Here is a 12,112-nt window from a genome sequence, read left to right on the forward strand (position 1 = left end):
TGCCCGACCCCTACGAAACCGCAGGGGCGAGGCATGTCCGACCCGGACAAAACCGCAGGGGCGAGGCATGCCCGACCCGGACAAAACCGCAGGGGCGAGGCATGCCTCGCCCGCGATCGTCACAGTTTCAGGTACGCGCGTATCCCATCCAGAAACATCTGCGTCGCCAGCATAATCAAAATCAACCCCATCAGCCTCTCCAGCGCATTCACGCCTTTATCCCCCAGCAGGCGCAGGAACAGCCCCGACAGCAGCAGAATCGCCACCGTAGCGCCCCAGGCGATCAGCAGCGCGCCCACCAGATGACCCATCTGATGCGGATACTGGTGCGACAGCAGCATCAGCGTCGCCAGCAGCGACGGCCCGGCCACCAGCGGGATCGCCAGCGGTACCAGGAACGGCTCTTCACCTGCGGATAATCCGCTGCTGCTGCTCTCCTGACCGGGGAAGATCATCTTAATCGCAATCAGAAACAGAATTATCCCCCCGGAGATCGACACCGTTTCCGTACGCAGGTTGAGGAAGCTAAGTATTTTTTCCCCGGCGAACAGGAACAGCAGCATAATCAGCAGCGCAATCAGCATTTCGCGCATCAGCACCATGCGTCGACGTTTCGGCTCCAGATGCTTTAATACCGACATAAAAATCGGCAAATTGCCCAGCGGGTCCATAATCAGCAACAATAATATCGTCGCCGAGATCATTTCGGTCATCGTCGATGTTCTCTTTAATTATCAATGTCCACGCGTTATAAGCGTAGCTGCTAAAAAAACCGGCCTAATCGATTTAATTCACTTGCCACTTTTGCTGCACCTTGTAAGGTTTAACCCTATTTCTTTTATTAACTCTAACAGGTCAGGCGTTACTGGCGCAGCCAGTTTGCTTACCGCCAGCGCACAGCAACCGCAGCGTACTGTAGTACGTGAGGATTGCGCGCACTGCCGGGAGGCAGAATGGCAAGTAAAGTAGCCTGAAGCAGGTGCATGATGAAGACAGTTGGACTGGTAGGTTGGCGCGGCATGGTTGGCTCGGTGCTGATGCAGCGCATGAGTGAAGAGCGCGATTTTGATGTGATCCGCCCGGTATTCTTTTCTACTTCTCAGCACGGCCAGGCCGCGCCGGAGTTTGGCGGCCGCTCGGCAGGCACGCTGCAGGATGCGTTTGATATTGAAGCGCTGAAGGCGCTGGATATCATCATCACCTGTCAGGGTGGCGATTACACCAGTGACATCTATCCTAAGCTGCGCGCGGCGGGCTGGAATGGCTACTGGATTGATGCGGCTTCCACTCTGCGCATGAAAGATGATGCCATTATCATCCTCGACCCGGTCAACCATAAGGTGATCCACGACGGCCTCGATAAAGGGATTAAAACCTTCGTCGGTGGCAACTGCACCGTCAGCCTGATGCTGATGTCGCTGGGCGGCCTGTTTGAAAACAATCTGATTGAGTGGGCGTCAGTGGCGACCTACCAGGCGGCTTCCGGCGGCGGCGCGCGCCATATGCGCGAGCTGTTGACCCAGATGGGCATGCTGCACAATCACGTGGCGAAAGAGCTGCAGGACCCGGCTTCTGCCATCCTCGATATTGAACGCAAAGTCACCGAGCTGAGCCGCACCGGCGTGCTGCCAACCGATAACTTCGGCGTGCCGCTGGCGGGCAGCCTGATCCCATGGATCGACAAGCAGCTGGATAACGGCCAGACGCGTGAAGAGTGGAAAGGGCAGGCGGAAACCAACAAAATTCTGCGTACCAGCAGCGTGATCCCAGTGGATGGCCTGTGCGTCCGCGTCGGTGCGCTGCGCTGCCACAGCCAGGCCTTTACGCTGAAGCTGAAAAAAGATGTGCCGCTGGGCGAAATTGAGCAGATGCTGGCTTCGCACAACGAATGGGTGAAAGTGGTGCCGAACGACCGTGAGATCTCCATGCGTGAACTGACCCCAGCCGCCGTGACCGGCACGCTGAACACCCCGGTTGGCCGCTTGCGTAAGCTGAACATGGGGCCGGAGTATCTCTCTGCCTTCACCGTCGGCGATCAGCTGCTGTGGGGCGCGGCCGAGCCGCTGCGCCGCATGTTACGCCTGTTGGTCGGTTAAAAGTTGTGACGCTTCCCCCGTTTTGACGCGGGGGAAGATGTCACCCTGTATCTTAGTGCTCCAGCGCTTTCACTAAAACCAGATCCACCCGTAATCTCTTTTCTGACGATCCTCTGCGTCAGATTTCAGCATCTTAACCGTGCCACGGGCGCTGCCCTCCGGCCTTTTTAAGAATGCACTTAGCTTCCTGCTTCTCGCCTCTACAACAACAAACGTGGATCTGAAAGAAATATATTTACGCTTTCAGGCAGGGTTATTGTTGTGCCCTGGCTATGCTTAAAACGTCACTCTCCCAGAATAATTTTGCTTTATGAACGGTTAGTTTGTTGCGCGCGGCGGCGGTTTTTTCCAAGGGAAGGTCCGGTCCTGCCAGCGTGATTTAGGCTCAATGAAGAGCAGTGCATGGGTTATGCCTTCCCTGGCTTAATTTTCGCCTGCCGACCATCACGGGAAGAAAGTCATGTCAGAGCTTGTAGATCGCAATGTTATCAATGCATTAGTTTCTGGTCATTTTGCTGACCCCTTTTCCCTGCTGGGTATGCACCAGACCGCAAGCGGTCTTGAAGTGCGCGCCCTGTTGCCGGATGCCACTGAAGTTTGGGTGATCGATACCCGTACCGGGCAAAAGTGCGTGCAGCTTGAGTGCCAGGACTCACGCGGTTTCTTTCATGGCGTGGTACCGCGCCGGAAAAATCCCTTTCGCTATCAGCTGGCCGTCACCTGGCACGGCGAGCAAAACCTGATTGATGATGCCTACCGCTTTGGCCCACTGCTGCCGGAAATGGACAGCTGGCTGCTGGCGGAAGGCACGCACCTGCGTCCCTACGAAACCATGGGGGCGCATGCCGACGTCATTGATGGGGTGATCGGCACGCGCTTTGCGGTATGGGCGCCGAACGCGCAGCGCGTCTCGGTGGTCGGCGAGTTTAACTTTTGGGACGGCCGCCGCCATCCGATGCGCCTGCGGCGGGAAATTGGCGTCTGGGAACTGTTTGTCCCCGCCGCCCGCACCGGGCAGCTGTATAAATTTGAGATCATCGATAAAGACGGCCAGCTGCGACTGAAGGCTGACCCGTATGCCTTTGAAGCGCAGATGCGCCCGCAAACGGCCTCAATGATCTGCGGTATCCCGGAAAAAACCACGCTCTCGCCGGAGCGCCAGCGCGCCAACGGCTTTGATGCCCCGATCTCGATTTACGAGGTTCACCTCGGCTCCTGGCGCCGCCACACCGATAACCACTTCTGGCTCAGCTACAAAGAGCTGGCGGAGCAGCTGGTGCCCTATGTTAAAGAGATGGGCTTCACCCACCTTGAACTGCTGCCGATTAATGAGCATCCGTTCGACGGCAGCTGGGGCTACCAGCCGCTGGGAATGTATGCGCCGACGCGCCGCTTTGGCACCCGCGACGAGTTCCGTGAGTTTATTACCGCCGCGCACCAGGCCGGGCTGAACGTGCTGCTCGACTGGGTGCCGGGCCACTTTCCATCCGATGATTTTGGCCTGGCGAAGTTTGACGGCACCGAGCTGTACGAGCACGGCGACCCGCGTGAAGGCTTTCACCAGGACTGGAACACGCTGATCTATAACTTTGGGCGCCGCGAGGTCAGCAACTATCTGGCGGGCAATGCACTCTACTGGGTGGAGCGCTTTGGCATCGACGGGCTGCGCGTGGATGCCGTGGCATCGATGATCTATCGCGACTACAGCCGCGCCGAAGGTGAGTGGGTGCCAAACCACCTTGGCGGGCGCGAGAATCTTGAAGCAATCTCTTTCCTGCGCTACACCAACCGCACGCTGGGCCACGCCGCGCCCGGCTCAATTACCGTGGCGGAGGAGTCGACCGATTTTGGCGGCGTGTCGCGACCGCAGGAGATGGGTGGGCTGGGCTTCTGGTTTAAGTGGAACCTCGGCTGGATGCACGACACTCTCGACTATATGTCGCTCGACCCGATTTATCGCCGCCATCATCACGACCTGATGACCTTCGGCATGCTCTACAACTACACCGAAAACTTTGTGCTGCCGCTGTCGCACGATGAAGTGGTCCACGGCAAGCGCTCGATCCTCGACCGCATGCCGGGCGATGCCTGGCAGAAGTTCGCTAACCTGCGCGCCTATTACGGCTGGATGTTCGGCTTCCCCGGCAAAAAGCTGCTGTTTATGGGCAACGAGTTTGCCCAGGGGAAAGAGTGGAACCACGATACCAGCCTGGACTGGCATCTGCTGGAGGGCGAAGACGGCTGGCACAACGGCGTGCAGCGGCTGGTGCGCGATCTTAACCACACTTATCAGGCCAACCCGCCGCTCTATCAGCAGGATTTTGATCCGGCCGGTTTTGAGTGGCTGGTGGTGGATGATTTCGATAACTCGGTATTTATTTTTGTGCGCCGCGACCGCGACGGCAATGAGCTGATCGTCGCCAGCAACTTTACTCCCGTACCGCGCTACAACTACCGCTTTGGGGTGTCTGGTGCCGGGCGCTGGCGTGAAGTGCTGAATACCGATTCTGGCCACTATCACGGCAGTAACAATGGCAATCTTGGCACCCTCAGCACCGACGACTGGGGCAGCCATAACCGCAGCCACTCGCTGAGCATAACGCTGCCGCCGCTCGCTACGCTGTGGCTGGTGCGGGAGGCTGAATGACGCCCATCCGCAGCGGTGAGCCCTTTCCGCAGGGGGCCAGCTATGATGGCAGAGGGGTGAACTTTACCCTGTTTTCGCAGCACGCCGAGCGCGTGGAGCTGTGCCTGTTTGACGCTGCCGGTAGCGAAACCCGCGTTGATCTGCCGGCGCGCAGCGGGGATATCTGGCACGGCTATCTGCCCGCCGTGCGCCCCGGTCAGCGCTACGGCTACCGGGTACACGGCCCCTGGCAGCCGCAGATCGGCCAGCGCTTTAACCCGGCTAAGCTGCTGCTCGATCCGCGTGCGTGCGAAGTGGTGGGCGAGGTGACTGACCACCCGTGTTTCCAGTGTGGCGTGCAGCAGCCAGACCCGACTGACAGCGGGCCGCTGGCACCGAAAAGCGTGGTGCTGGCGAATGATTTCGACTGGGAAGATGATGTCGCGCCACGCATACCCTGGGGCAGCACGGTGATTTATGAGGCGCACGTGCGTGGGCTGACTAAACTCCATCCTGAGCTGCCGGAAGCGATCCGCGGCACCTACGCTGCGCTGGGTCATCCGGTGATGATTGACTATTTCAAGCGCCTCGGCATTACCACCCTCGAACTGCTGCCCGTCGCCAGCTTCGCCAGCGAGCCGCGCCTGCTGCGCCAGGGCTTAAGCAACTACTGGGGCTACAACCCGCTGGCCTGCTATGCGCTGGAGGCGCGCTACGCTTCCGGGCGTAATGAGCTGCACCCCAGGCGTGAATTTCAGCAGGCGGTAAAGGCGCTGCACAAAGCGGGGATTGAGGTGATCCTCGACGTGGTGTTCAACCATACCGCCGAGCTGGAAGAGACCGGCCCGACCCTGTCGATGCGCGGCATCGATAACCAGAGCTATTACTGGCTGGACGAGCAGGGCGCGTACCGCAACTGGACCGGCTGCGGCAACACGCAGAACCTCAGCCACCCTGCGGTGATGGGGTGGGCGCTCGACTGCCTGCGCTATTGGGTGGAGGAGTGCCATATCGACGGTTTTCGGTTCGACCTCGCCACCGTGCTGGGGCGCACGCCGGACTATCGGGCGGATGCGCCGCTGTTCCAGGCGATCGTCGCCGATCCGCTGCTCTCGGCCTGCAAGCTGATTGCCGAACCGTGGGACATCGGCCCCGGCGGCTACCAGGTGGGTAATTTCCCGCCACCGTTTGCCGAGTGGAACGACCATTTTCGCGATGCGGCGCGGCGCTACTGGCTGCACGGCGATCTCAGCAACGGCGATTTCGCCCGCCGCTTTGCCGGGTCCAGCGATGTGTTCCAGCGCGCCCAGCGCCAGCCCTCCAGCAGCATCAATCTGATCACCGCGCACGACGGCTTTACGCTGCGTGATGTGGTCAGCTACGGGCAAAAGCATAACGAGGCCAACGGCGAGGATAACCGCGACGGCAGTAACAGCAATTTCAGCCACAACCACGGCGTGGAAGGCTTGCAGGCACCGTTGCTGGTTACCGAGCATCGGCGGCGCAGCGTGCATGCGCTGCTGACCACCCTGCTGCTGGCGCAGGGAACGCCGATGCTGCTGGCCGGGGATGAACACGGCCACAGCCAGCACGGAAATAATAATGCCTATTGCCAGGACAACCCACTGACGTGGCTGGACTGGCAGCGGCAAGACCGCGGTTTATTTGCCTTCACTGCCGCTTTGATCCATCTGCGTCGCCGCATCCCGGCGCTGCAGCAGGATAGCTGGTGGCAGGAGGGAGATGGCAACGTTGAGTGGCTGAACAGCCAGGGGCTGCCGCTCAGCGCTGCGGAGTGGGAGCAGGGTGTGCATCGTTTGCAGATCCAGCTTTCACAGCATTGGTTGATAACCTGCAACGCCACCGAAGAAGTGTGCGACCTGGTGTTACCTCAGGGGCAATGGCATGCCATTCCTCCCTTCGCCGGGGATGATAACCCGATTCTGTTAACTGTCTGGCATGGAGCCGCGCACGGTGTGTGCGTGTTCCAGAAACAATCATAAATAGGAGTCAGACATGAGCAAATTAGATAAGAACGACCCTGTCATGTTGGCAAGACAATTGCCAACCCAAACTGTCGCCTTGATCCTCGCTGGTGGTCGCGGAACGCGCCTAAGAGACCTGACTGCCAAACGCGCTAAGCCCGCCGTTCACTTCGGCGGTAAATTCCGCATCATCGACTTTGCGCTCTCCAACTGCCTGAACTCCGGCATCCGGCGCATCGCGGTGATCACCCAATATCAGTCGCATACGCTGGTGCAGCATATCCAGCGCGGCTGGTCTTTCCTCAATGAAGAGATGAATGAGTTTGTCGACCTGCTGCCCGCCCAGCAGCGCCTGTCGACGGAACACTGGTATCGCGGCACGGCGGATGCGGTGACGCAGAACCTCGATATCATCCGCCGCTATCGCGCCAAGTACATCGTGATCCTCGCCGGGGACCACATCTACAAGATGGACTACTCGCGCATGCTGATCGACCACGTCGACAGCGGCGCGCGCTGCACCATCGCCTGCCTGCCGGTGCCGCTGCATGAGGCCAGCGCCTTTGGCGTGATGAAGGTGGATGACGACAACAAAGTGGTCGAATTCCTTGAGAAACCGGACAGCCCGCCGTCGATGCCCGGCGATGACAGCAAAGCCTTAGCCAGCATGGGCATCTACGTCTTTGATGCCGACTACCTGTACGGGCTGCTGGAAGATGACATGGAGCTGCCGGAGTCGAATCACGATTTTGGCAAAGATCTGCTGCCGAAAATCGTTGCCAGCGGTGAGGCGTTCGCACACTCCTTCAGCATCTCCTGCGTGCAGCAGGATGAGACGGCAGAACCTTACTGGCGCGACGTCGGCACGCTGGAGGCCTACTGGAAAGCTAACCTCGATCTTGCCTCGGTAATGCCTGAGCTGGACATGTACGACAGCAGCTGGCCTATCCGTACCCATATGGAGCCGCTGCCGCCGGCCAAGTTTGTGCAGGACCGCTCGGGCAGTCACGGTATGACGATGAATTCACTGGTATCGGGGGGCTGCATTATCTCCGGTTCGGTAGTAGTGAACTCGGTGCTGTTCTCACGGGTTCGGATTAACTCCTTCTGCAATATTGAGTCGTCGGTATTACTGCCGGACGTGGTGGTGGGTCGCTCCTGCCGCCTGCGCCGCTGCGTGATTGACCGCGCCTGCGAGCTGCCAGAAGGGACGGTGATTGGCGAAAACCCGGACGATGATGCCCGACGTTTCCACCGGTCTGAAGAAGGAATAGTGCTGGTCACCCGGACGATGCTGGCGAAGCTCGGATGGCGTTAGTCAGGTATGTGCTTGAATAAAGGAGCCGATAATGCAGGTGTTACATGTCTGTTCAGAAATTTTCCCGCTGCTGAAAACCGGCGGGCTTGCTGATGTTGTTGGGGCATTACCGGCGGCGCAAATTGCGGAAGGCACCGATACCCGGGTATTAATTCCAGCGTTTCCGGCGCTGAAAAAAGGCATCCCCAACACCGAGGTGGTGGCGAAGATGCAAACTTTTGCGGGCGAAGTTGAGCTGCTGTTTGGGCACTTCAATGGGGTGGGGATCTACCTGATCGATGCGCCGGGCCTGTACGAGCGGCCCGGCAGCCCGTATCACGATGAGTCGCAGTTTGCCTATACCGATAACTACCTGCGCTTTGCGCTGTTAGGGTGGGTGGGGTGTGAACTGGGCTGCGGGCTGGATAGCCACTGGCGGCCCGATGTGGTGCACGCGCATGACTGGCATGCTGGCCTGACCTGTGCCTATCTGGCCGCTCGCGGGCGCCCGGCGAAGTCGGTGTTTACCGTGCACAACCTCGCCTATCAGGGGCTGTTTAAAGCGCACCACCTGGAAGAAATTCAGCTGCCGCAGTCGTTCTTCAATATGCACGGCCTGGAGTTCTTTGGTCAGATCTCCTACCTGAAAGCCGGGCTGTTTTACGCCGATCACATTACCGCCGTCAGCCCGACCTACGCGCGCGAGATAACCCTGCCGGAGTTCGGTTACGGCATGGAAGATCTGCTCAAACAGCGTCAGCTGGAGGGCAGGCTGACGGGGATCCTGAACGGTGTCGACCCGGCAATCTGGGACCCGCAGCAGGATTTACTGTTAAGCGCACGTTATAACCGTGACGTACTGGAAGCGAAGCAGGAGAATAAGCGCCAGCTGCAGGTGACGATGGGTTTGAAGACCGACGATAAAGTGCCGGTCTTCGCCGTGGTCAGCCGCCTGACCAAGCAGAAAGGTCTCGACCTGGTGCTGGAAGCGCTGCCCGGACTGCTGGAGCAGGGTGGACAACTGGTGCTGCTGGGGGCGGGGGATGCGGATATCCAGCAGGGATTCCTCGCCGCTGCCGCCGAGTATCCCGGCCAGGTGGGGGTGCAGATTGGCTATCACGAAGCGTTCTCGCACCGCATCATGGGCGGTGCCGATGTGATAATGGTGCCGAGCCGTTTTGAGCCGTGCGGGCTAACGCAGCTCTATGGCCTGAAATACGGCACGCTTCCGCTGGTGCGGCGCACCGGGGGGCTGGCCGACACGGTCAATGACAGTTCGCTGGAAAATTTAGCCGATGGCATCGCCAGCGGCTTTGTATTTGAAGACAGTAACGCCTGGTCATTACTGCGTGCTATCCGACGTGCTTTTGTACTCTGGTCCCGTCCTTCATTGTGGCGCTACGTTCAGCGTCAGGCGATGGGGATGGATTTTAGCTGGCAGGTGGCTGCGGTGGCCTACCGCGATCTTTATCAACGTTTGTTGTAACCAGTAAATGGGAAAATTGATATGAACGCACCTTTCTCCTACGCCTCCCCGACGCTCAGCGTAGATGCACTTAAGCATTCGATTGCCTATAAACTGATGTTCACCATCGGTAAAGATCCCTCAATCGCCAACAAGCATGAGTGGCTTAACGCCACGCTGCTGGCGGTGCGTGACCGCATGGTGGAGCGCTGGCTGCGATCAAACCGTGCGCAGCTGTCGCAGGACGTGCGCCAGGTATACTACCTGTCAATGGAGTTTCTGGTCGGGCGCACGCTGTCGAATGCGCTGCTGGCGATGGGTATCTATGATGATGCCAAAGCGGCGCTTGATGAGATGGGCTTTGACCTCGAAGAGCTGATTGAAGAAGAGAGCGACCCCGGCCTGGGCAACGGCGGTTTGGGCCGTCTGGCGGCCTGCTTCCTCGACTCGCTGGCAACCCTCGGCCTGCCGGGGCGCGGCTACGGCATCCGCTACGAATACGGCATGTTTAAGCAGAATATCGTCGACGGCCGCCAGGCCGAGTCGCCAGACTACTGGCTGGAGTACGGTAATCCGTGGGAGTTCGAGCGCTTTAACACCCGCTACAAAGTGCGCTTCGGCGGGCGTATCCAGCAGGAGGGCAGCCGCGCCCGCTGGGTGGAAACCGAAGAGGTGCTGGCGACCGCGTATGACCAGATTATCCCCGGCTATGACACCGATGCTACCAACACGCTGCGGCTGTGGGGGGCGCAGGCGAGTAATGAAATTAACCTCGGTAAGTTTAACCAGGGGGATTACTTCGCGGCGGTGGAAGATAAAAACCACTCGGAGAACGTGTCGCGCGTGCTCTACCCGGATGACTCCACCTACTCAGGCCGCGAGCTGCGCCTGCGCCAGGAGTATTTCCTGGTGTCTGCCACGGTGCAGGATATCCTCCACCGCCACTGGGCGATGCACCAGACCTTTGACAACCTCGCGGACAAAATCGCGCTGCACCTCAACGATACTCACCCGGTGCTGGCGATCCCCGAGCTGATGCGCTTACTGATCGACGAGAACAAATTTACCTGGGATGACGCGTTCGAAGTCACCTGCCAGGTGTTCTCTTACACCAACCACACGCTGATGCAGGAAGCGCTGGAAACCTGGCCGGTGGATATGATCGGCAAGATCCTGCCGCGCCATCTGCAAATCATCTTTGATATTAACGACTACTTCCTGAAGACCATTCAGGAGTATTACCCGGATGACTGGGCGCTGCTGTCGCGGATTTCGATCATCGACGAGAACAACGGCCGGCGCATTCGCATGGCGTGGCTGGCGGTGGTGGTCAGCCACAAGGTCAACGGCGTCTCCGAGCTGCACTCCAACCTGATGGTGCAGTCACTGTTTGCCGACTTCGCCACCCTGTTCCCCGGCCGCTTCTGCAACAAAACCAACGGCGTGACGCCGCGCCGCTGGCTGGCGCTGGCCAACCCGGCGCTCTCCGACGTGCTGGATGACACCATTGGCCGCAACTGGCGTACCGAGCTGAGCCAGCTTGCCGAGCTGGAGCAGCACATCGACTACCCGGAATTTATTCAGCAGGTCAGCGCCGCCAAGCTGGCGAATAAAAAGCGCCTTGCCGCCTGGGTGAGCCAGAAGATGGATATCGTTATCGATCCGCGCGCGATGTTCGATGTGCAGATCAAGCGTATCCACGAGTACAAGCGCCAGTTGCTCAACGTGCTGCATGTCATCACCCGCTATAACCGCATCAAAGCGGACCCGACCGCCGACTGGGTGCCGCGCGTGAACATCTTCGCCGGGAAAGCCGCCTCGGCTTATTTTATGGCGAAGCATATTATTCATCTGATCAACGATGTGGCGCAGGTGATCAACAACGATCCGCAGGTGAAGAACAAGCTGAAGGTGGTGTTTATTCCCAACTATGGCGTCAGTATCGCGCAGATCATTATTCCGGCGGCCGATCTCTCCGAGCAGATTTCGCTGGCGGGCACCGAGGCTTCCGGCACCAGTAACATGAAGTTTGCGCTTAACGGCGCGCTCACTATCGGTACGCTGGACGGGGCTAATGTCGAAATGCAGGAGCACGTCGGTGAGGAGAATATCTTTATCTTCGGTAACACCACGCCGCAGGTGGAGGCGCTGCGCGCCAGCGGCTACAACGGGCGTGATTTTTATGAGAAAGATGCCGAGCTGCATCAGGCGCTGACGCAGATCGCTACCGGGCTATTCAGCCCGCAGGAGCCGGGGCGCTACCACAATATCTTTGATTCGCTGGTCAGTCTTGGCGACCACTATCAGCTGCTGGCCGACTACCGTAGCTATGTGGATATGCAGGATGAGGTGGATAAGCTGTATCGCAATCAGGAGGAGTGGACGCGTCGTGCGGTGCACAACATCGCCAATATGGGCTACTTCTCGTCGGACCGTACCATCCAGGAGTATGCGGATGAGATCTGGGCGATTAAGCCGGTGCGGCTGTAGCTGAACGGGTAAGGGCGAGGCATGCCTCGCCCCTACGTAATGTCACCGCTGCAATGACGCAGGGCTCGGGCTTGCCTCGCTCCTACGTAATGTCACCGCTGCAATGACGCAGGGCTCGGGCATGCCTCGCTCCTACATAATGTCACCGCTGCA

The 12,112-nt window shown here is 59.0% G+C and carries 7 protein-coding genes; 6 read left to right on the plus strand and 1 reads right to left on the minus strand.

Features of this window, described 5'->3' with window-relative positions:
• Nucleotides 1-119: 119 nt before the first annotated feature.
• Nucleotides 120-713, minus strand: coding sequence for a YhgN family NAAT transporter (locus QLG07_RS21195; protein ID WP_048917715.1), 594 nt, complete (start codon nt 711-713; stop codon nt 120-122).
• Nucleotides 714-986: 273 nt separating this feature from the next.
• Here QLG07_RS21195 and asd point away from each other — a divergent pair, with 273 nt between their 5' ends.
• The 6 genes from asd (at nt 987) to glgP (ending at nt 11,959) form a co-directional block, all read left to right on the plus strand.
• Nucleotides 987-2,096, plus strand: coding sequence for an aspartate-semialdehyde dehydrogenase (gene asd / locus QLG07_RS21200; RefSeq protein ID WP_048917717.1), 1,110 nt, complete (start codon nt 987-989; stop codon nt 2,094-2,096).
• Nucleotides 2,097-2,556: 460 nt separating this feature from the next.
• Nucleotides 2,557-4,743 carry a 1,4-alpha-glucan branching enzyme gene (glgB, locus tag QLG07_RS21205; RefSeq protein ID WP_099753512.1) on the plus strand — a complete coding sequence of 729 codons (2,187 nt, stop codon included), beginning with the start codon at nt 2,557-2,559 and terminating at the stop codon, nt 4,741-4,743.
• Nucleotides 4,740-6,725: a glycogen debranching protein GlgX gene (gene glgX / locus QLG07_RS21210; protein ID WP_282470118.1), complete on the plus strand. Its 1,986-nt coding sequence runs from the start codon at nt 4,740-4,742 to the stop codon at nt 6,723-6,725. Before glgB ends, glgX begins: the two co-directional genes overlap by 4 nt.
• Nucleotides 6,726-6,738: 13 nt before the next feature.
• Nucleotides 6,739-8,025 (plus strand): glucose-1-phosphate adenylyltransferase, encoded by a 1,287-nt coding sequence (gene glgC, locus QLG07_RS21215; protein WP_048917712.1) that lies wholly within the window; start codon nt 6,739-6,741, stop codon nt 8,023-8,025.
• A 31-nt stretch (nt 8,026-8,056) separates the two neighbouring features.
• Nucleotides 8,057-9,490 carry a glycogen synthase GlgA gene (gene glgA, locus QLG07_RS21220; RefSeq protein ID WP_048917711.1) on the plus strand — a complete coding sequence of 478 codons (1,434 nt, stop codon included), beginning with the start codon at nt 8,057-8,059 and terminating at the stop codon, nt 9,488-9,490.
• 21 nt (nt 9,491-9,511) lie between these two features.
• Nucleotides 9,512-11,959, plus strand: a complete 2,448-nt coding sequence (glgP, locus tag QLG07_RS21225) for a glycogen phosphorylase (RefSeq protein WP_048917710.1) — start codon at nt 9,512-9,514, stop codon at nt 11,957-11,959.
• Nucleotides 11,960-12,112: the final 153 nt, after the last annotated feature.

Origin of the sequence: Erwinia sp. V90_4, assembly GCF_029967685.1 — a bacterium.
In the GTDB taxonomy this organism is placed as follows: domain Bacteria; phylum Pseudomonadota; class Gammaproteobacteria; order Enterobacterales; family Enterobacteriaceae; genus Erwinia; species Erwinia aphidicola.

Excerpts from the sequence above, each read along its gene's own strand:
- glgA (WP_048917711.1), top strand. The coding sequence starts at position 8,057 with ATGCAGGTGTTACATGTCTGTTCAGAAATTTTCCCGCTGCTGAAAACC.
- glgP (WP_048917710.1), top strand. The coding sequence starts at position 9,512 with ATGAACGCACCTTTCTCCTACGCCTCCCCGACGCTCAGCGTAGATGCA.
- asd (WP_048917717.1), top strand. The coding sequence starts at position 987 with ATGAAGACAGTTGGACTGGTAGGTTGGCGCGGCATGGTTGGCTCGGTG.
- glgC (WP_048917712.1), top strand. The coding sequence starts at position 6,739 with ATGAGCAAATTAGATAAGAACGACCCTGTCATGTTGGCAAGACAATTG.
- glgX (WP_282470118.1), top strand. The coding sequence starts at position 4,740 with ATGACGCCCATCCGCAGCGGTGAGCCCTTTCCGCAGGGGGCCAGCTAT.
- QLG07_RS21195 (WP_048917715.1), bottom strand. The coding sequence starts at position 713 with ATGACCGAAATGATCTCGGCGACGATATTATTGTTGCTGATTATGGAC.
- glgB (WP_099753512.1), top strand. The coding sequence starts at position 2,557 with ATGTCAGAGCTTGTAGATCGCAATGTTATCAATGCATTAGTTTCTGGT.